Consider the following 20,438-nt stretch of genomic DNA (forward strand, 5'->3'; position numbering starts at 1 on the left):
ACCAACACGGCGACAAACAGACCTGCGCCAACCCCGCGATGCAGACGTCTTTTGGTCAAGGGGGACAAGCTGAGCAAGCTGCGGCTTGCGAGCAAAGGCTGAACAAGCAAAAGCGCCATCGCGATAATACCCGCAAACCCCGCAACAATGTAGACGGGCTGCCGCCACGCCAACAATGGGCTGAGCATCGCAGCGCCCATCGCTGCCGCAATAAGACACGCAACACCAATCCAAATCAGGACGTCGCGGGTCGATTTCTCTTCGTTCTTCACGCTGCGCCTTAGACCGATTGCAGAATGAAATCAGCTTGCAGGCTCTTGTCGTTTGGGCTGGCCATCAGCGGACGCAGAAACACGGTTTCAAAGCCATCGCTGTCAAAAGCAAGGTGCGCATGGGCCTGACCAAAGGCAGGAACGATCTGCGGCATTTCCAAACGATAAACGCCGTTTTCGTCGCTCAATGTCGCGCCATGGCTTCGCTGGTCGCGTTCATGTCCCTCAGTCGTATGTGCCCAAATCTGGATACGTTGCCCTGCCAATGGCGCGCCATCGCCAGCGCGGCGCACGGTGCCAGACATCCAGAAACCACCGCCGCCAATCTTTTCAACGATTGGTGCGCCGGGGCGGTAGTTGTTAGAACCACCGCGCATCGAACGCGTCGGTGCAAGTCCCTGCGCAAAGGCAGGCGCCACCAGACCGGTCATTCCTGTGCTCGCAGCAACACCCGTCAAAACTGTGCGGCGTGTGAGTAAGCTCTTTGTCATCTCAATTCTCTCCTTTTGGCAGCGCAGCCAAACTTGACGCGCTGCCTTGCCTTTGCTCTTAGCTCAAGTGCTTGTTGAACCAATCAATGGTGCGACCCCATGCCAGCTCTGCCATGGCTTCGTCATAGCGCGGCGTGCTGTCGTTATGAAAACCGTGGTTTGCGCCTTCATAGATGTAGGCCTCATAGACTTTGTTGTTGGCCTTAAGCGCGGCTTCGGTTTCTGGCCAAGAGGCATTCACGCGTTCATCCAATTCGCCGAATTGATACATCAACGGTGCCTGAATTTTCGGGATGTCCACAGCAGAGGCTTGGCGACCATAGAACGGCACGCCCGCGGCCATTTCAGGATAGGCCACCGCCAGCGCGTTCACGACGCCGCCGCCGTAGCAAAAGCCTGTTGCCCCGACCTTACCTGTACAATCGTCGCGCGCGCCGAGGTGCTCAAAACCAGCGAAGAAATCGTTCATCAGTTTAGTGCGATCCACTGTGCGCTGCAATTCGCGCCCGTCTGCATCATTACCCGGATACCCGCCAACAGATGTTAGCCCATCAGGGGCAAGTGCCATAAAACCCGCCTTGGCAACGCGGCGCGCCACATCTTCGATATAGGGGTTCAAACCGCGGTTTTCGTGGATCACCAGAACGGCAGGCAAAGGTGTTTCAACGCCCGCCGGACGCACGAGATAGCCGCGCACATCACCCGTTCCATTCGGGGATGGATAGGTGATGTAATCGGCATGAATGTCAGGGTCGTTGAATGAAACCTGCTCCGCCATCGCATAGTTGGGGCTCAGCATATTCAAAAGCGCGAGCGCCGTTACACCGCCAACTGCAAAGCGTCCCGCTTTATCCAAAAACTCGCGCTTGGTCATTTTGCCATGGGCGTAAAAATCATAAAGGTCCAATAGTTCCTGATCAAAATCTTTCGCTGTCATTCGGGTCATTTCAAATACTCCTGTCGCTGCTTTGGTTGATTTAGATAGGGCTATAAACTCGATTTAAAGTAACATTTTGGTGTCGCGGCAGCTTCCCGCCTAGGGTGCAACCGACGCTATTGCCTCAATCGTCGCTTAAGCTGTTGAGAAACTGAATAAGATCGCCAATTTCTCCCTCCGTCAAACCCAAAGGCATCAAGATTGCTTCGCCATCGGCATGCAAGCGTTCCAGATCAATCTCGTTATAATGCTGCACGACCGCGCGCAAATCAGGCAGACTACCGTCGTGCATATAGGGGGCCGTGTGCGCAGTGCCGCGCAGGCTTGGCACGCGAAAGATGCCGAAATCACCGTGGGACATGCGCACGTTTTCAACTGCCCAAGCCCCGCGTTTGTCAGGATCGTCAGAGTAACGCCCCGCCAAATTATAGGGGCTGGCCTTGAGCGCTTGCATGCCCCCAAAGCGACCCTGATCGACACGGGTTTCGGTCACAAAATAAGGCACGCCGACGTCATGGAATTCGCCATTGCTAAAAGAAGGTCCAGAATGACAAAAGGCACAATTCCCGCGCCCTATGAAAGTCTGCAAGCCACGCTGAGCGCCCTCAGGATAAAGCGCTGCGCGCTCCAAATCGCCTTGTTCCAAAGCATCACGAAACAAATCAAAGGACGTTTGCCCCGTGACCAAGGTCTCTTGATAGGCTGCGAGCGCTTTAGACGTATTGACCAGCACTTCTTCGCTGTCTTGCTCTGATATCGGCCCAAAAATATCCGAATATTCTTGCGCCTGATCGCTCTGCATCAGGGCAGTTTTCAGACTGCCTGCATCGTGACCCATTTCATCAGGATTCAAAAGCGGCGTTATACTTTGCGCCCAAATGCTATCGGTGTCCCCGGCCCAGCCAAACCAACGGTGCGCGGAGAGGTTCATCAAGGACAGCGTGTTGCGATCCAAGAGCACCTGCCCCACCGCGCGCGGACGCGACTCAGCAAATCCATGTTCTGGATCATGGCAACTTGCGCAGGACATATCCCCGTTTCGTGACAGGATGGGATCAAAGAACAGCACTTGCCCGAATGCAATTGCGTCAGCATCACCCGAAACCCGATTGCTCGCATCTGGCTCAAACGCGGGCGGCCACGGACCATGTGCGAGGGTCTGCGCGATTTCCTCTTCGCTCAGCAAAACCTCGGCCTGCGCCGCTGTTACCGACGCGAGACAGAGCAGCAAGGCGCGCAAAGCCGAAAGAGGTTTGATCACCGCGCCTCAACCTCCAAATTGAAGAACGCAGGCTCTTGTTCGCCGTAGATCGAAACTTGCACCTGCCAAACTCCTGGCATGTGAAAAACCATGCCCGACACTTCGAAGGCGCCATTGCCGACGGCCTTCACCACGGGTTCATAGTTCATGCCATGTTGATGCGCCGGCATGATGGCCGCGACATCAACGCGTTCAATCTGAACAGTGTCACCACACAGCAAAAGGCCCATGTCAAAGGGTTCTGACAACGGCAGATCGTCCAGCGTAAGGTAAGCATCAAGCGCGACCTCGCCTTCACTTGTGAGTTTCAGAGCGTTCGCCGCGGGCGCGCAAGCGATGGCTTGTGAAGACCACAGGGCTGCGATCAGAACGGCAGCAACCTTCATTTGGCGCTCAACATCGCCTCAGAGTTTTCATAGGCAATCTTACGCGCGAGACTAGCGGGTAAATCAGCCAGCCAACTGCGAGAATAGTCTGCGTGCGGTCCAACATAATACCAACGCTCAGGCGTGAAAGTATCCGAGCCCACCATGAAACGATCAGAATAGTCGGTGAATGTCTTGCGCCATTCCGCGCTGACGCCGCCGCTGCCCGCCATATCAGTGCGGTAGGCAAGATCGGCCCAAAGGCGCGGATATGTTGCGAGTGCATCGGCAACCTCACCGGGGCGATCAAATCCAGAATGCGCCCAAAGCACACGCGCCTCTGGCCAGCTTTTGAAAATAAGATCAAGCGCTTCGCGGTCCCCGTGATGGTGCAACAGCAAATTTCGCTCGCGTGCCAATTCGATCATACGTTGGATCACATCGGTTTCGATATCATCGCCAAAGGCGTGAAATTCCCCAATGGCTTCATATTCAAAGCGCGCCAAGCGATCCTCAAGATAGGTGATCACAGAGGGATCATGCATCCATGATCCAGTCTCGCCGCGACGGCGATAGGGCCGCAGTGCGGGAACGACGATATCAGGCGCTGCCGCCTTCAATTTCTGGGTGCCATCATCATCCGAGCTGGACACCAATGCCTTGCGCACGCCCGCATCACGAAGGATTTTTGCCGCTTGTTCTGGCGGCACTTGGATTACGGCATCATGACTGTAGTGCATATGCGCATCAAAAATCGGCAATTCTTCTGCCTTTGCGGTACTGGCCGCAAAAGCGAGGCTTATCGCAAGTAGACTACGGATCATGATGGTCCTTTCCTCGGTCTGTATCGAACGTGCTTTGCAGTATCACCCAAGCGGCGCTTCAACGAAAGCCCTGTGCAAAGCTAGGAAAAGAACTAGCGCGAATTCGCGTAAAAGAAAGGCGGCGCGTGGAGGGACATCCACGCGCCGTTGAGGAAAGATTACTCGTTACTCTACTGTGGGATTAAGATGATTTTGGTTTTCCGAAAAATGGCGCGGGCGTCAGAATCGTGTTGACCTGCTTCAAAAGGTTACCGCTTTCCGCGCTGAGTTTCAGAAAGGTCTGCCATTCAGGATCGGCGGCCATTGCTGCGCGTTTCTCTGCGCGATCTGAGGCACTTTTATAGGCCCAAACATGCACATAGGAATTCACGTCCCCAGTCTCGACAGCGCCGTAAATGACGGGCTCGCCCAGATGGCGTCTCTGGGCTTCCCAACCAAATTCTTCATAAAGCTTCATATGCTTTTTGATACGGCCTGGATGGCAAGTGTAAGTCCGGTGGTCCAAGATCATTGTGAGTTTTCCTTTAGGGTGAGAAGTCTGAAGAGATCGACCAGTGAATAAGCAATCATCACTGCGCCAGATATTGGGATCGCGACGTAAAAGAGCGAGGTCGGCAGCGCGAGAATGGGTGTCTGGGCCGTCGCTTTAAGCGTGAGGGACAACCCATACCAAGTCATCGTCCACAAAAAGCATAGCGCGAGCAAAACGATCACAATACGGAGCAAACGCGCGATTGAGACAGGCAACGCGTTGGGCAACCAAAGGACCTGAAAATGGTCGTTTTCCCGCCAAAGCGCGGCAGAGCCGACGAAAACCATCCAAGCGAACAATCCCTTAATGACTTCGTCAAACCACGCAAACCCAGCTAGCTGAAAAGTTCGCGCGATTACATTGATGAAAATCAGCGCGAAGAGCCCAAGCAAACAAGCACAAGGCACTGCACGTAGGATCGCTCCGACAAAATGATCTATGCGCTTCATCGTCCCGCCACCACTTGCGGAAGCCATGTCGACACCGCAGGCACCGAAACAACCAACATCAGAACCAGAGCAAGTCCAACGAGATAGGGCACCAAAGCACGGGCCAATCGGGACACCGGCATATCGGCAATGGAGGCAACTGCGAAAAGCACCATACCAACGGGCGGCGTTAACAAGCCGAGCATAGAGCACATGATCATGATGACACCAAATTGCAGCGGATCAACGCCGATCCCTTGCATCACTGGCGCGAAGAGCGGGACCGTCAGAACAATCACAGCAATTCCTTCTAGGAACATGCCAAGAACCAAAAGAATTGCCACAACAATTGCCATGATAGCCGCCGGGTTATCGGAGAGGCTTACGAGTGATTTCACCAGCGCATCGGGCACCCGTTGATGCACCAAAAGCCATCCGAAGAACCCAGCGGCGGCAATGACAAACATCACGCGAATGGTGTGCTGCAACGTGCTCCAAAAGATCGCGGGTAAATCGCGTAGCGCGATTTCTTTGTAAATGACCATAGAGAGAAACATCGCATATGCGCTTGCAGCCACCCCTGCTTCTGTTGGCGTGAAAACCCCGCCAAAGATACCACCGATGATGATAATCGGGGTCAGCAAGGACAGGATCGCTCCGCGAAAACTCTGCCAGATTTCCAGCCAATCAATATGATCGGCGCGGGGCATCTGATGGCGGTAGGCGACGATCCAAACCGCACCCATCAACGCTACGGCCATTAAAACCCCTGGGACAACACCCGCTAAAAACAACCGCTCAACAGAGACGCCCGTGATCGATGCATAAAGGACAAATGGGATCGACGGCGGAAAAACCGGCCCAATAGTCGAAGAGGCGGCGGTGATTGCAGCGCTGAAATCTGGATCGTAGCCCTTGTCGGCCATTGCTTTCAGCTCGACCTGTCCAAGGCCCGCAGCGTCAGCAACGGCGGCGCCTGACATGCCAGAAAAGAAGAGAGAGGCGAGCACATTTACCTGCCCTAGCCCACCGCGCAAATGACCAACACAGGCATTGGCAAAACGGAAGATGCGCTCTGTGATACCACCAGTATTCATCAACGTGCCCGCGAGAATGAAAAACGGAATGGCGAGCAACGTAAAGCCCGTCGTTGCGGAAAACATGCGCTGGGGGAGCATTGCAAGAATGCGAAACTCGCCGAGCAGCACATAAAAGCCAACCGCCGTGAGGCCCAAGGACACTGCAACAGGCAGGCCGAGCGCAATCAGTATCACCAGCGCAGCGAGGATGAGAAAAGTCGTCATGTCAGAAATCCAAACGGATCATCTGCGCGCCTTTTAACGCGTAGATGACATTGATTTACTTCAGGAAACTGAGGAATGTATCCATGTTTTCCTTGCCCGAGTAATCCGCAACGCGATCACGTGCTGGCCCCATGAGCGACGAAAACGCAGCAAGATCAGGACGTGTGACTTGCATGCCCGCGGCTTCCAGCTTGCCGATTTCGTCCTCTTCCTGCGCAATTACGGCCGCGCGCATCATGTCGCCCGCTTTCTTGCTTTCTTCGCGTAAAATCGTTTGTTGGTCTTCGGTCAGCCCGTCAAAAACGTCCTTATTGATCACATGGACCATGGAATTATAGACGTGGCGTGTAAGCGCGAGGTGATCCTGAAAATCGTTTAGTTTGTAATGATAGATCACGCCAATCGGGTTTTCCTGACCATCCACAACACCTTGGTTCAATGCATTTGGCAGCTCGGAAAAAGCGATCTGTGTCGTCGCGGCGCCCAGACCTTCCAGCGCTGCTACGATTTGCAACTCTGGCGGCGTGCGCAGTTTCAAGCCTTTCACATCGTCAGGTGAGTTAATCGGACCAATCGTATTGGTGATATTGCGGAACCCGTATTCCCAGTTCGACAACATCACGAGGCCCTGCTCTTCAAGCTTCGGGCCAGCCCAATCGCTAAACGGCCCATCCAAAACCTGATGCGCATGCGCATAGCTGTTGAACGCGAAAGGCGTCATCACTGTGCCAAAGGCTTTCTCGTATTTATCCAACCCACCTTGTGTCGGCAGGTTCATCTCAATGGCCCCAAGGATCGTTTGCTCAAGCTGTTCAGGCGGATTTCCAAGCTGGTTCGCCGGAAAAAGTTCCACCGCAATAGCGCCATCTGTGCGCTCGGCAACCGCCGAGGCAAACGCCTCCGCTGCGAGATGACCGGGATGTGTTTCAGCCGCGAAATGCGCGAGGCGCAAAGTGACGTCTTGCGCGAAAGCTGCGCCCGTCATGAGGGCCGTCACGGCGCCGGACATTAATAAATTCTTGAGCATGTTGGTTTCCTCCCATTGGTGCTACTTCGAGGTCCGGCAACCCTCCCTGATCGCCGGACCCTGTCGTCATCCGTCGTCAGGCAGCTTTGCCTCAACGCCGGTGAGTTCTTCGTAAGCCTTGATGATTGCTGTGCAGCCTTCCGCGCCGTGGCCCATGATGGACGCCAGCGCATAGGTCTGATGCACCGAGCGCGCCATAAAACCTGGCATGTCCATGCTTTCGAGCCATTCGGCGTAATATCGAACGTCTTTTTGCGCATTTGAAAGCGACATGTGCGGTGTGAAATCGCGCAGCAAAGTTGCTTCACCGTAAAGGTCCATCATGCCGGATTTGCCGCCTGCGGCCGAAATTATGCCGATGACTTTGCTCATATCGAGACCCTCCCTCGCAGCGAGGGCAAAGCCCTCACAGAAGCTCGCGACATTGGCAAAAGCGATATAGTTGTGAATCAACTTCAAACGGATCGCATGACCGGCTGGGCCGACATGGAACAGGTTTTCGGCATAGGTTTCAAAGATCGGGCGCAATCGCTCGAGTAAACTTTCCTCGCCGCCGAACAAAATATTTACCTCTCCACGATCTGCATGGGCGGGTGTGCGGGTCATCGGCGCTTCGGCATAATGGACACCGGCCTCTGCGCAAGCGGCATGCATCGTTTCAACATGCGCTGCTGAAACCGTTGTATGATCGACCAAGATATCCCCTGCAGACATGGCAGCCAAAGCGCCATCAGGTCCGAGCACGATTTCCTGCACAGCTTCCGCTGTGGTGACGCACACCATCAAAACATCGCAATCGCGCGCCATCTGAACAGGCGTTTCCCCTGCCATCGCGCCAAGGTCGACCGCCTGATCGACACGGCTTTGATCCAGATCTGAAACCGTGAGCTCAACACCCTTGGCCGCCATGTTTTTGGCCAGGCCTCTGCCCATGCCACCAAGCCCGATTAATCCGATTCGCATAAATTCCTCCAAGTTATCGCTACACAAGCATCAAACCAGTTGTCAGACAACCTGTTTTCTATTATCTCTTTTTCAGACTCGACTTTTCACGTATTTCTGCGCACAAAAGCAAACCAATCGGAGCCCAGACGCCATGCCAGAAACTGCCCCCCTCTTTGATCGTATTGATCGACCACGGCGATTGCCGGATGAGGTTGCGGTATCGATTATGGGGGCGATCGAAGGCGGTCAGTTGGTGGCAGGCGATCGTCTGCCGACCGAAGCGGAGCTATCCAAACGATTTGGCGTTGCGCGCACGGTCGTGCGCGAAGCTATTTCATTGCTGCGTTATGATGGCATCGTGGATTCACGTCGCGGCGTTGGGGCTTTTGTAACGGACGCCTCTCAGCGTTCTTCGTTTCGGATCAGCCCTGCTTGCTTTGAAAAGCGCAAACAAATCGTGCAACTTTTGCAACTACGTACAGGCGTTCAATCTGGCGCATCTGGATTGGCAGCAACTGAACGAACCGTCGATCAAATGGCCCAAATCGACGCGACGTTTGCGCGAATGTCTGTCGCAGATAGTCGCGGTCCTGCAGACGCTTTGGAAGAACGTGTCGATTCAGAACTTTTGCTATATCGACAGATCACCGAAGCCTCCAACAACCCTTACTATGTTGAGGTTGTGACGATGATCGAGACTAATATTCAGAACAATCTACGCTCACCTTTCCTCAAAAACGCAGCCGCGTCTGAGTTTGGTCCAGCTATCATGGCCGAACACACTGCAGTCATTGAAGCCTTACGAAGTGGGGATGCAGAAGCCGCGCGTACCGCAGCACGAACACGCTTCCAAGCTGCAGCTGACCGTCTCGCAGCACGCGAAGACTTTGCTTAAGCCTGAACCCCAGATCTCGCATGTTTTGACTAAATCTTGAAGCCTGCAGTCATGTCTGCGAGAGAAATTTCTATTTTGAGTCGCATATTTTCCAGAACAAACGCCGCTTTTTTAGGCACAATAAATTCTTGAAATCCTGCAACGCAACATAAACTCGGTTCGGAGGTGTTTCGCTTTGCAGACTCGGACGGAACCAGCATAAAACCAAACCAATCATAGCGACTCTGCAACGATGCAGTTAATCGCGCTTGTGGCAACGGCGCTACTTCCTTTCAAACCCAAGCCCCAGATGGGCTATAGGCAGAGGTGTAGCTTTCGATGACCAAACAACGCTTAATTATCGTCGGTAACGGAATGGCCCCGGGCCGTATGTTGGAAAACCTGTTCGAGGTGTCCGAAGCATACGACGTTACGATCTTCAACGCAGAGCCACGAGTGAACTACGACCGCATTATGCTGTCACCGGTTCTGTCAGGTGAAAAGACCTACGAAGATATCATCATCCACGGTGACGCATGGTATGAAGAGCACGGCATCACGTTGCACAAAGGTGCAAAGGTCACCAAGATTGATCGCGACGCTAAGACAGTCACATCTGAGAACGGCATCACTGAAAGCTATGACAAACTGGTCATGGCTACGGGTTCTAATCCCTTCATCATCCCCTGCCCGGGTCACAATCTAAACGGCGTTCTCGCCTACCGCGATCTTGACGACACAGACGCCATGATGGCGGCGGCCAAAAAAGGCGGGAATGCAGTTGTCATCGGTGGTGGTTTGCTGGGCCTCGAAGCAGCTGCGGGTCTAAAAGCCCAAGGCATGGACGTCACAGTCCTGCACTTGATGCCAACCTTGATGGAGCGTCAGCTTGATACGGCTGCGGGCTACCTTCTGGAAAAAGAACTCGAAAGCCGCGGCATCGACATTCGCTGCAAGGCGAACACCAAACAGATTTTGGGCGAAACGAATGTTGAAGGCGTCGAGCTAGATGATGGCACCGTCATTCACTGCGATATCGTCGTTATGGCCGTTGGCATTCGCCCGAATGTCGCGCTGGCGCAAGACTGCGGCCTTGAAGTCAATCGCGGTATCGTAACAACGAACGCGATGCAAACATCCGACCCCGACATCTATTCTGTCGGTGAATGCGTCGAAGTTGGCGGCATGGTCTACGGCCTTGTCGCGCCGCTTTATCAAATGGCGAAGGTAGCTGCGTCGCACTTGGCTGGCCCATCTGATGCCGCGTTCATGCACACTGAAACTCCAACCAAATTGAAAGTGACTGGCTGTGACCTTTATTCTGTTGGCGATTTTGACGAAGGCCCTGACCGCGAAGACATCGTGCTACGCGACGCAAAAAGCGGCACGTACAAACGTGTAATCATCAAAGACAACAAGATCATTGGCGCCGTGCTCTATGGCGCGGTCGCGGATGGCGGTTGGTATAACGAGCTGCTGAAATCGGGCGAAGACATCTCCGAGATGCGCGACACTCTAATCTTTGGTCAAGCCTATCAGGGCGGCGGTGACGCTGATCCGCTCGCCATGGTTGCGGCCATGTCGGACGACGCAGAAATCTGTGGCTGTAACGGCATTACCAAAGGCATGATCGTTTCAAAAATGAACGATCTTGGCCTCACCAGCCTTGGCGAAGTACGCTCGCACACCAAAGCTTCTGCCTCTTGCGGAACCTGTACGGGCCTCGTTGAAAACCTGATGGCTGTCACGCTTGGCGATGATTTCAAAATGCCAAGCGTTGAAACGGTTTGCGGATGTACCAGCCACGGTCACGAAGTGGTGCGCACCGCGATCAAGGCGAAGGGGCTCAAGTCAATTCCAGCGGTCATGCAGGAATTGGAATGGACCACACCAGAGGGCTGCGCGAAATGTCGCCCTGCTCTGAACTACTATCTCGTGTCTGATTGGCCGGGTGAATATGAGGATGATCAACAGTCCCGTTTCATCAACGAACGGGTTCATGCCAACATCCAAAAGGACGGCACTTATTCCGTTGTGCCACGTATGTTTGGAGGTATGACCACGCCAGATGAGCTGCGCGCAATCGCGGATGTTGCCGACAAATTCGACATTCCAAGCGTTAAGGTCACAGGCGGTCAGCGGATCGACCTTCTGGGCGTCAAAAAAGAAGATCTTCTGCCAGTTTGGAAAGATTTGAACGATGCGGGCATGGTCTCTGGCGCGGCTTACGCAAAAGGTCTGCGCACGGTGAAAACCTGCGTTGGGACTGACTGGTGTCGCTTTGGCACACAAGATTCCACGGGGCTGGGCATTAAGCTAGAAAAACTGCTCTGGGGTTCTTGGGCACCCGCGAAATTGAAACTTGCCGTGTCTGGCTGTCCGCGCAACTGTGCGGAAAGCACATGTAAAGACATTGGTATCGTCTGTGTCGATAGTGGCTACGAAATCCTCTACGGCGGCGCGGCTGGTTTGCACATCCAAGGCACGACCAAATTAGGCAACGTAGAAACCGAAGAAGACGTTCTCGAATACGTTGGCGCGCTGACGCAGTATTACCGCGAAACGGGCTTCTACCTCGAGCGCATCTACAAATGGGCGGATCGTCTTGGATACGATCATGTTAAATCCGTGATTTACGATGATGCCGAACAGCGCAAAGCCTATTATGAACGCTTCTTGTTCTCCCAAACCTTTTCTCAAACCGACCCATGGGCCGAACGCGTCGCAGGCGCCGAAGCGCATGAGTTTGCCCCAATGGCAAACCTACAGCTGGAGGCAGCAGAATGAACGTTCAAACCAAACAGTGGGTCGCAGTCGGCTCCATCTCTGATATCCCGCGCAAAGGCTCTCGTTGCATCAAAAACGGCGACATGACGATTGCTGTTTTCCGAACCAGTGATGATCGTGTTTTCGCCCTTGAGGACAAATGCCCACACAAAAATGGCCCCCTGAGCCAAGGCATTGTCCACGATGGGTGCGTTACGTGCCCACTCCACAACTGGGTCATTTCGCTAGAAACCGGTACGGCCCAAGGCGCTGACGAAGGACAAACCATGTCCTTCCCTATTAAAATGGATGGCGATACGGTTCTGCTTGGCCTCTAAGTTCTCGCCTTTTGGCTAAGCGCTAAATCGAGTTGGCGAACGTCAGGTCACTAGAGAACGAAAAACGCGCCGGAGTTTTGCTCCGGCGCGTTTTTTATGTCTAGCGGTCCGGTCGAACCGAACCGCATTGGTCTTTGCTTTAGAAGTGCGCGGACGCTGTCATACCTGGCTTTTGAATTGGCGGAGCAAACTTCGTCAGATCAATGCCTTCAACGGCGACCTTATACTCTTCCAAGGTTGGCGTACGGCCAAGGATTGCTGAGAGAACAACAACCGGTGTCGACGCGAGCAGCGATTCACCTGTTTTGCCATCTGCATCTTCCACAACGCGGCCTTTGAACAGACGCGTGGACGTCGCAAGAACGGTATCGCCTTTGGCGGCCTTTTCTTGGTTACCCATGCACAGGTTACAGCCTGGACGCTCAAGATAGAGAATGTTCTCATATTCAGTACGTGCAGTGCCTTTAGGCGCGCTATCGTCAAATTCAAAACCAGAGTATTTCTGAAGAACGGCCCAGTCGCCCTCTTCCTTCAACTCATCGATGATATTGTACGTCGGAGCCGCAACAACCAATGGCGCGTTGAATTCAACTTTGCCGTAGGCTTTTTCCAAATTGCGCAGCATCTGCGCCACGATCTTCACATCGCCCTTGTGTACCATGCAGGACCCAACAAAGCCGAGGTCGACCTTCTTTTCTGCACGGTAGTAAGAAATCGGACGGATCGTGTCGTGTGTATAACGCTTGGAAACATCCGCATTGCTGACGTCAGGATCGGCGATCATAGGCTCGTCGATGGCATCCAGATCAACGACGACTTCCGCGAAGTACTTCGCATTCGCATCCGGTGTCAGCGCGGGTTTTTCGCCAGACTTGATTTCGGAAATCCGCTTTTCAGCAATGTCGATCAGCCCTTGCAGCATCTGAACATCGTTATCCATGCCCTTTTCGATCATGATCTTGATGCGTGAAATCGCAACATTCAGAGACTCGATCAGCGTGTCATCTTCGGAAATACAGATAGAGGCTTTCGCCTTCATTTCCGCAGTCCAATCCGTGAAGGTAAACGCTTGGTCAGCTAGCAACGTGCCGATGTGCACTTCGATGATACGGCCTTGGAAGACGTTGTCACCACACTGAGCGAGCATCTGTGATTGCGTCGCGTGAACCACGTCGCGGAAGTCCATGTGATCTCCCATTTTGCCTTTAAACGTCACTTTCACAGACTCAGGGATCGGCATGGATGCCTCGCCCGTCGCAAGTGCCAGCGCAACGGTGCCAGAGTCAGCACCGAAGGCAACGCCTTTGGACATACGCGTGTGGCTGTCGCCGCCGATGATGATCGACCAATCATCCACAGTAATGTCATTCAGAACCTTGTGAATAACGTCCGTCATGGAGTGGTACACACCCTTTGGGTCACGCGCTGTGATCAAGCCAAACTTGTGCATGAAGGCCATCAGCTTTGGCGTGTTTGCTTGCGCTTTTTGATCCCAAACAGAAGCCGTGTGACAGCCAGACTGATAAGCGCCGTCAACCTTCGGTGACAGAACCATCGCGGCCATCGCTTCGAGCTCTTGTGACGTCATCAAGCCAGTCGTGTCTTGCGAGCCGACAATGTTTACCGCAACGCGCGCGTCAGAACCTGCATGCAGGATCGTGCCCGGCTTCACGCCAACCGCGTTCGCGTTGAAGATCTTTTCAACTGCGGTCAGACCTTGGCCCGGAATGGAGACTTCTTTTGCAGGCGCAAATGCTGATTGCAGCTCGATACCAAGCGTTTCGCAGGCAACACTTTGCAACTTTTTACCGAAGACGATGGCGTAGGAGCCACCCGCTTTCATGAACTCGACTTTCTGAGGCGTGAAGGACGAGGACATATCGACCAGTTCTTTTTCGCCTGTCTCGTCAAAGAGCTTTTTGTCTTTCGTGTTGATCTTCAGGACCGTGCCCGTCTCAACAGAGTATTTCTGCTCAAGGATCGCGTTGCCATCGTTATTCAGGATCGCGTTGCCATCTTCGTCAACTTTCTTGACCCAGTTCTTAAGATCGACACCGATACCGCCCGTCACGCCAACGGTTGTCAGGAAGATCGGAGAAATGCCGTTCGTACCCGCCACAACAGGCGCGAAGTTAACGAATGGGACATAAGGGCTTGCTTGCTTACCTGTCCAAAGCGCCACGTTGTTCACGCCAGACATACGGGAGGAACCAACGCCCATCGTGCCTTTTTCAGCGATAAGCATTACGCGCTTGTCTGGGTGTTGTTTTTGCAGCTCTTGGATTTCAACCTGTGCTTCAGGTGAAATCATGCATTTGCCGTGCAATTCGCGGTCCGCGCGCGAGTGCGCTTGGTTGCCTGGTGACAGCAAGTCGGTTGAAATATCGCCTTCGCCCGCGATGTATGTGACAACTTCGATTTCTTCGTCAACGTCAGGCAATTTGGTGAAAAACTCAGCTTTGGAGTAGCTTACCAGAATGTCTTCGGCGATTTTGTTGCCTGCTTTGTAAGCGTCAGCCAAACGGTCTGTGTCCGCCTCATAAAGGAAGACCTGAGTTTTCAAGACGTCTGCCGCTTGCTCTGCAATCGCGAGATCGTCCGCCAGCGCAAGATCGATCAAAACCTCAACAGAAGGTCCACCCTTCATGTGGGACAGCAGCTCAAATGCGAACGCCACGGAGATTTCTTCGACCACTGTTTCGCCGAGAATAACTTCTTTTAGAAACGCCGCTTTGACGCCTGCTGCGCTCGTGGTGCCGGGCAACGTGTTGTAGATAAGAAAGTTCAAAGAGTCTGCGCGATCCGCATGGCCTGTATCTTTGATCTGAGTAATCAGTTCCGCCGTCAGCGCTGCATCGTCAATCGGCTTTGGGCTCAACCCTTGCGTTTTGCGTGTTTCGATCTCTTCGAGGTAGGTTGCGTATTGGCTCATGGGCTATCTCAACTACTAGTGTTTCATGGGTTTTCAGGGTCTGAGAGCCGAATCCGACTTGACCACGCCCTGATTTGTATACTGCGGTATACCAAGTCATTCAAAACCGCAAGACGCGGCTGTGTTTCGGTCACTGAAACCTCGTGTTTCGCTGGCTCGATAAATCAAAATCGTTAGAAACGCTGTACGTTGTTTCAGCCAATTGACGCTAGGACGTTCTTTGTAGAATTTGAACAAAGGCGTCAAGATATTAGGCCCAAGACCTATCCATCAACGAAGTGCGATGCCGTCCTTTGGTGCGCCAATCTCCAAGAGTGCCGCCGATCCGGACAAATCGATCAACTCGGCCACCGAGCCGATCGACATCTTCTCCAAGATGCGCGCACGGTGATGGTCAACGGTCCTTGGGCTAATATCCAATTGCCGCCCGACTTCCTTGCTCGACGTTGTAGACGGGTGCTCAATCATAAAGAGCGCAACTTCGCGCTCCCTTGCGGTCAGGCTTTCGAACTTGTTGCGCGCCGTTTTCATGGTCTCTTGCGCAGATCGCGTTTCCGCATCTCGCTCAAAAGCCATTTCGATGCAGGCAACTAATTCAGCTTGGCGAAAGGGCTTTTCTAGAAAATCAACTGCGCCAGCTTTCATCGCCTGAACGGATTCAGGCACGCCACCCTGACCAGAGATAAAGATAATCGGGATCGACAATTCGGCCTGTGCCAAGTGTTTTTGCAGATCGAGACCATTCAAGCCCGGCATCCCATAATCCAAGACCAAACAGCCGGGCAATGTGTCGTCAAAACTCTCAAGGAAGGCTTCGGCCGATGGGAAACTTTCCACCCGAAATCCCCGTTTGTCCAAAGCCCGCGCGAGGCTAACGCGAATCCGATCATCGTCATCGACAAGAAAAACGGTAGAATTTTCTTTAGCCTGCACAGTCATCGCCTCCCAATGATGTCATTCGCGTTCCTAGTCGTCTTCGCCCCACAAGGGCAAGCCCATCACAGCGGCAACGACAGGCAAAACCGACAGCGTTCTTTATAAGCCGCATCATGCCACAACCGGCCGCCATTGGCCTCTGCAATCGTCCTGCAAATCGAAAGGCCGAGGCCCATACCCTCTTTCTTGCTGGTCTCAAACTGTTTGAACAGGGTGACTTCAGGATCGATGCCGGGGCCTGTATCATCAACGCAAAGCTGCAAATGACTGTCCATGCGCTTTGCATGAATGGTCACTTCTTTGACGGGGCTATCTGCCTCGGTGATCGCTTCAATCGCATTGCGCACCAAGTTGATTAAAACCTGCGCAATTTGAATGCGATTACCGACGACCGTTGGCATGTCACTCACGTTAAAGCGCAGAGCGACCCCCTGCACCAATGCCTCATGGTGCAGCAGGTTCTCTGTTTGCATGACCAGTTCATTCAAATCGAACGGCGCCAGTTCTGCTTGATCCTTGCGGATAAACCCACGCAGCGCGCGCACAATATCGCCGCCGCGATGGGCCTGCTCATCCAATTCAGTAAGAATATTCAAAAGATCAGGGTTGGGGTCTTTTTGCTGCTTCGCCGTGGAAAGCGCCGCATCCACATTCTGCGAAATGGCCGTCAAAGGCTGGCTCAATTCATGGGCCAAGCCGGTTGCCATTTGCCCCATCAGGTTAACCCGTGAGAAATGCGACAGGTCACGGTTCAGTTCCACGATCCTGTCATCGGCTTTTCGTCGACGCGCGATTTGATCAATCAGCGTTTCATTCGCTTTTTCGAGTTCCTTGTAGGTCTCGGGCAAAGACTCAGTGTCGCCAACCTCCCCTTGCGAAATCAGGGCCGTCCGCACCGCGAATGCGCGCACGGGTTTCAAAAGCCACTCCGCCAAAAACAGACCGACGATGGCCGCGCAAAAAGAGATGATAGCAGCGAACCAAATGTTTCGGGTCCTGTTATCTTTGATGCTCTGCGTGAAGTCATTTTCGGGCGCATAAACCGCAATTGTCCAAAGCAGAGACGGGTCTGCAAGGGGCGTAAAATAGGACACATATTTTTCGCGCTCGAACGTAAATTCGGACTGCAAGTCGCGTTCAATCTGAATTTCGCCCTTCTGCCCAAGCGTTTCAAAGACAGCCTGCGCAAGTGGATCATCGATTTCGTTAATGCCGACGATATCAAGAGCATCCTTCGTCTCGCCCTCCAGCACCACCGTCATTTCCGGATGTGCAATGACATTGCCATTTTGATCAAGAATGAGCGCCGAACCTCGCTCGCTCAACGCAAGCTGGGACAAGAATTCTGAAATTGCAGAGATTTCAATATCGACACCAATGACGCCCTTAAACTCTCCGTCTCTGCGCACGGGCACCGCAACTGTGATCCCCGGTTGGCGAGATGAAAAGAAGATATAGGGGGCCGTCCAAATCGTTGTCAGTTCTCGCTTCGCGCTCTCATACCAAGGTCGTTTTCGCGGATCAAATGTATCGTTTGGATCAAATTGTTGCTCGACGGATTGGAAGTTTTCAGTACGCCAGATGAACTCCGCTGCGGTTTCATCGCCGACCCGCCGCACGAATTTGGTGCGAAAGGGCCCCGCGCCCGTGCTGCGCATAACGTAGGTAAAATTGCCCGTTTCATCGCCGAAATAAATACCTGCGACTTGGGTCTCCGTTTGCAACCCTTGAAACAAAAACGTCTCGAGCGCCGCGGGATCATCAAGCGCCACAATGCCACTTTCCAGAACGCGTTGCGCCAATTCCGCAGCTTCCCGCGCAGGCTGAAGAAAACCGCTGGAGCGCTCGCTCGCTATCACGCCTGCCTCTGCCAAACGGTCACGCGCATGCTGGAGCATGGATCTCTCGGACGTCAGATAGGACGTGAACACCATGACCAGAATGGCAAGGAACTGAAGTCCGGCCAAGCTGAGCGCAAGAACAAAACCCAGCGAGCCCCTCATGCTCTGCGGCCTCGTGCGACAAATTCAACAGATCGTTTGTTCATTGTAGCGTTTTGCTTCTGCAATTCAGGTTCCTTGCTTTGCGGCCCATATTTTGCACCACTTGGTATCGTGTTGGAAACGCAAGATCGGCTCTTTAGTCCTTCCCTTAGCGTGCCTGTCGGCGCTGGACAAATCAAGGCCACGGCAAAGCGATTGCGCTTACGCAAAGAGCTTCCCCAGGGTCAATGGCTGCTTTTTCGGATGGGATCACACAACCAAGCGATTCGAGGTGCGAATCTGTCTCCAAGGCCCGAGTTTGTGAAAGCCAAATGCGATTTACACGTAGCTAAGACGAACCAGTTTCATGATTTATGGGACTGCAGGTCAAAAAACGTCGCTTTGCTATGAACAAATAGAAAACAACTTAAGCTTATGAAAAATATCCCGAAATTTTCCCCTTGCAACTCTGCACACCACCGCAATGCGGCACATCAAATTCCAAGGCAGATTCATGCATAGGTAGTTACGCGCATAGACAGATTGCGCCGTTATTGAGACGCTATTTCTCATATCGGACCCCAACTCCGACGTATTGGTTACGCGTGCAAAAACCTCGTTATTTGTTCCAAATCTTAACAAGTCTTCACGCGTAACCAGCCCATTTTTACCAACCGGGAGAGCAACCATGTTGCACAACAAAAAATCCTTCGCTGCACTAGCGGCGGCTGCACTATCAATGACAGCATCTGCAGCAGTTGCAGAAGAGTTCATCACAATCGGTACAGGCGGCGTAACTGGCGTTTACTACCCAACAGGCGGCGCGATCTGCCGTTTGGTGAACAAAGGCCGCAAAGAGCACGGCATCCGTTGCTCCGTAGAATCCACAGGCGGTTCTGTTTACAACATCAACACAATCCGCGAAGGCGAGCTTGAGTTCGGCGTTGCGCAATCTGATTGGCAGTACCACGCGTACAACGGCACATCCAAATTCGAGGATGCCGGCAAATTCGAAGGCCTGCGCGCAGTCTTCTCTGTTCACCCAGAGCCATTCACCGTTGTTGCGCGTGCAGACGCGGGCATCACATCTTTTGACGATCTCAAAGGCAAGCGCGTAAACATCGGCAACCCAGGTTCCGGTCAGCGCGGCACGATGGAAGTTCTGCTGGAAGCAAAAGGTTGGACAACTGGCGATTTCGCACTGGCGACAGAGCTGAAAGCAGCTGAGCAATCCGCAGCGCTTTGCGACAACCAGATCGATGCGATGGTTTACACCGTTGGTCACCCATCCGGTTCCATCCAAGAAGCAACAACAGCATGCGATTCCGTTCTCGTGACTGTTGATGGCGACGCGGTTACAGGTCTTGTCGATGACAACTCCTTCTACCGTACAGCAACAATCCCGGGTGGCATGTATCGCGGCAACGACGGCGACACAGCGACATTCGGTGTTGGCGCAACATTCGTGACATCTGCAGACGTTTCCGACGAAGCGGTATACGCGGTTGTGTCTTCCGTCATGGAAAACATCGAAGACTTCAAAAAGCTTCACCCTGCCTTCGCCAACCTTGATCCAAAGGAAATGGCGACGGCTGGTCTCTCCGCTCCTCTGCACCCTGGTGCGGCGAAGTACTACAAAGAAGCAGGCCTGATCGACTAAGCGATCAACCTGATGGGAGAGGCGCTCAGCGCCTCTCCTTTTTCGTTAAAGACCATAAAGAAGCAGCAAAAAGCTGCACTTCAGGGGGACACAAAACATGAGTGAAAAAACATCCGAAAACCGCGCGCTCAGCGAAGAGGAGCTCCAGGATCTGGTTGCCTCCTCCGACGCAGGCGCACGCGATCCTGCGGGGGGTGTCGGCACGCTTCTGGCCATCGTCGCCGTCGTGTGGTCATTGTTCCAAGTCCTTCTGGCCTCGCCCATCGCGAACTATGTTCTGCCCGGCGACATCATTAACAATTCCCGTCAAATTCACTTGGGCTTTGCGATCTTCCTCGCATTCATGGCCTACCCTGCCCTAAAATCGAGCCCGCGCCACTACATCCCTATTCAGGATTGGCTGCTGGGCCTTTTTGGCGTTTTCACCGCGCTTTATGGCTACATCTTTTATCAGAAAATCGTTGATGCCGGCGGCCTTGCCGATGACATGGACAAATGGTTCGCACTCGCGGGTCTTTTGATCCTGTTTGAAGGCGCGCGCCGCGCGCTTGGGCCTGCAATGGC

18 protein-coding genes and 2 pseudogenes are annotated in these 20,438 nt (G+C 53.4%); 5 read left to right on the forward strand and 15 right to left on the reverse strand.

The window, feature by feature from the left end; all coding sequences use genetic code 11:
- The 11 genes and pseudogenes from ABJQ89_RS00450 to ABJQ89_RS00500 all read right to left on the reverse strand — a co-directional run.
- Positions 1 to 272 (reverse strand): annotated as a pseudogene (locus ABJQ89_RS00450) (ferric reductase); the annotation flags it as partial.
- Positions 273 to 280: 8 nt separating this feature from the next.
- Positions 281 to 763 (reverse strand): twin-arginine translocation pathway signal, encoded by a 483-nt coding sequence (locus tag ABJQ89_RS00455; RefSeq protein WP_348494313.1) that lies wholly within the window; start codon positions 761 to 763, stop codon positions 281 to 283.
- Between the two features lie 58 nt (positions 764 to 821).
- The gene (yghX, locus tag ABJQ89_RS00460; protein WP_348494314.1) at positions 822 to 1,709 is read right to left on the reverse strand and encodes a YghX family hydrolase; all 888 of its coding nucleotides are present in this window, start codon (positions 1,707 to 1,709) and stop codon (positions 822 to 824) included.
- A gap of 115 nt (positions 1,710 to 1,824) precedes the next feature.
- Positions 1,825 to 2,961, reverse strand: coding sequence for a cytochrome c peroxidase (locus tag ABJQ89_RS00465; RefSeq protein ID WP_348494315.1), 1,137 nt, complete (start codon positions 2,959 to 2,961; stop codon positions 1,825 to 1,827).
- The gene (locus ABJQ89_RS00470; RefSeq protein WP_348494316.1) at positions 2,958 to 3,347 is read right to left on the reverse strand and encodes a FixH family protein; all 390 of its coding nucleotides are present in this window, start codon (positions 3,345 to 3,347) and stop codon (positions 2,958 to 2,960) included. Before ABJQ89_RS00470 ends, ABJQ89_RS00465 begins: the two co-directional genes overlap by 4 nt.
- Positions 3,344 to 4,150 (reverse strand): amidohydrolase, encoded by an 807-nt coding sequence (locus tag ABJQ89_RS00475; RefSeq protein WP_348494317.1) that lies wholly within the window; start codon positions 4,148 to 4,150, stop codon positions 3,344 to 3,346. The genes ABJQ89_RS00470 and ABJQ89_RS00475 overlap by 4 nt, the downstream gene beginning before the upstream one ends.
- Before the next feature lie 181 nt (positions 4,151 to 4,331).
- Positions 4,332 to 4,661: an NIPSNAP family protein gene (locus ABJQ89_RS00480; RefSeq protein WP_348494318.1), complete on the reverse strand. Its 330-nt coding sequence runs from the start codon at positions 4,659 to 4,661 to the stop codon at positions 4,332 to 4,334.
- The gene (locus tag ABJQ89_RS00485) at positions 4,658 to 5,158 is read right to left on the reverse strand and encodes a TRAP transporter small permease (RefSeq protein WP_348494319.1); all 501 of its coding nucleotides are present in this window, start codon (positions 5,156 to 5,158) and stop codon (positions 4,658 to 4,660) included. Before ABJQ89_RS00485 ends, ABJQ89_RS00480 begins: the two co-directional genes overlap by 4 nt.
- On the reverse strand, positions 5,128 to 6,414 hold the full coding sequence (locus ABJQ89_RS00490; RefSeq protein WP_348494320.1) for a TRAP transporter large permease: 1,287 nt from the start codon (positions 6,412 to 6,414) through the stop codon (positions 5,128 to 5,130). Before ABJQ89_RS00490 ends, ABJQ89_RS00485 begins: the two co-directional genes overlap by 31 nt.
- A 55-nt stretch (positions 6,415 to 6,469) precedes the next feature.
- Positions 6,470 to 7,441, reverse strand: a complete 972-nt coding sequence (locus ABJQ89_RS00495) for a TRAP transporter substrate-binding protein (protein ID WP_348494321.1) — start codon at positions 7,439 to 7,441, stop codon at positions 6,470 to 6,472.
- 66 nt (positions 7,442 to 7,507) lie between these two features.
- Positions 7,508 to 8,404 (reverse strand): NAD(P)-dependent oxidoreductase, encoded by an 897-nt coding sequence (locus ABJQ89_RS00500; RefSeq protein WP_348494322.1) that lies wholly within the window; start codon positions 8,402 to 8,404, stop codon positions 7,508 to 7,510.
- A 133-nt stretch (positions 8,405 to 8,537) separates the two neighbouring features.
- Between ABJQ89_RS00500 and ABJQ89_RS00505 the strand changes: the two genes are divergently transcribed.
- Entirely contained in the window at positions 8,538 to 9,281 is a 744-nt protein-coding gene (locus tag ABJQ89_RS00505) for an FCD domain-containing protein (protein ID WP_348494323.1), read from the forward strand.
- Positions 9,282 to 9,310: 29 nt separating this feature from the next.
- Here the strand turns inward: ABJQ89_RS00505 and ABJQ89_RS00510 are convergent, their stop codons facing one another.
- Complete coding sequence (locus ABJQ89_RS00510) at positions 9,311 to 9,538, reverse strand: hypothetical protein (RefSeq protein WP_348494324.1); 228 nt, start codon at positions 9,536 to 9,538, stop codon at positions 9,311 to 9,313.
- A gap of 61 nt (positions 9,539 to 9,599) precedes the next feature.
- Between ABJQ89_RS00510 and nirB the strand changes: the two genes are divergently transcribed.
- Together nirB and nirD are read left to right on the forward strand one after the other, a co-directional pair.
- On the forward strand, positions 9,600 to 12,047 hold the full coding sequence (gene nirB / locus ABJQ89_RS00515) for a nitrite reductase large subunit NirB (protein ID WP_348494325.1): 2,448 nt from the start codon (positions 9,600 to 9,602) through the stop codon (positions 12,045 to 12,047).
- The gene (gene nirD / locus ABJQ89_RS00520; protein ID WP_348494326.1) at positions 12,044 to 12,364 is read left to right on the forward strand and encodes a nitrite reductase small subunit NirD; all 321 of its coding nucleotides are present in this window, start codon (positions 12,044 to 12,046) and stop codon (positions 12,362 to 12,364) included. The genes nirB and nirD overlap by 4 nt, the downstream gene beginning before the upstream one ends.
- 139 nt (positions 12,365 to 12,503) lie before the next feature.
- On the opposite strand, the gene ABJQ89_RS00525 is transcribed toward nirD, so the two are convergent.
- The 3 genes from ABJQ89_RS00525 to ABJQ89_RS00535 form a co-directional block, all read right to left on the reverse strand.
- Positions 12,504 to 15,296, reverse strand: coding sequence for a bifunctional aconitate hydratase 2/2-methylisocitrate dehydratase (locus tag ABJQ89_RS00525; RefSeq protein ID WP_348494327.1), 2,793 nt, complete (start codon positions 15,294 to 15,296; stop codon positions 12,504 to 12,506).
- Positions 15,297 to 15,566: 270 nt separating this feature from the next.
- Positions 15,567 to 16,229, reverse strand: coding sequence for a response regulator (locus ABJQ89_RS00530; RefSeq protein WP_348494328.1), 663 nt, complete (start codon positions 16,227 to 16,229; stop codon positions 15,567 to 15,569).
- A gap of 65 nt (positions 16,230 to 16,294) precedes the next feature.
- A complete protein-coding gene (locus ABJQ89_RS00535) occupies positions 16,295 to 18,235 on the reverse strand; it encodes a cache domain-containing protein (protein WP_348494329.1) in 1,941 nt (646 codons plus the stop codon).
- Positions 18,236 to 18,902: 667 nt separating this feature from the next.
- Here ABJQ89_RS00535 and ABJQ89_RS00540 point away from each other — a divergent pair.
- Both ABJQ89_RS00540 and ABJQ89_RS00545 read left to right on the forward strand, forming a co-directional pair.
- A complete protein-coding gene (locus tag ABJQ89_RS00540) occupies positions 18,903 to 19,874 on the forward strand; it encodes a TAXI family TRAP transporter solute-binding subunit (protein WP_348494330.1) in 972 nt (323 codons plus the stop codon).
- A 97-nt stretch (positions 19,875 to 19,971) separates the two neighbouring features.
- Positions 19,972 to 20,438: pseudogene (locus tag ABJQ89_RS00545) on the forward strand (C4-dicarboxylate ABC transporter); the annotation flags it as partial.

The organism is Planktotalea sp. (assembly GCF_039984035.1).
Lineage (GTDB): Bacteria > Pseudomonadota > Alphaproteobacteria > Rhodobacterales > Rhodobacteraceae > Planktotalea.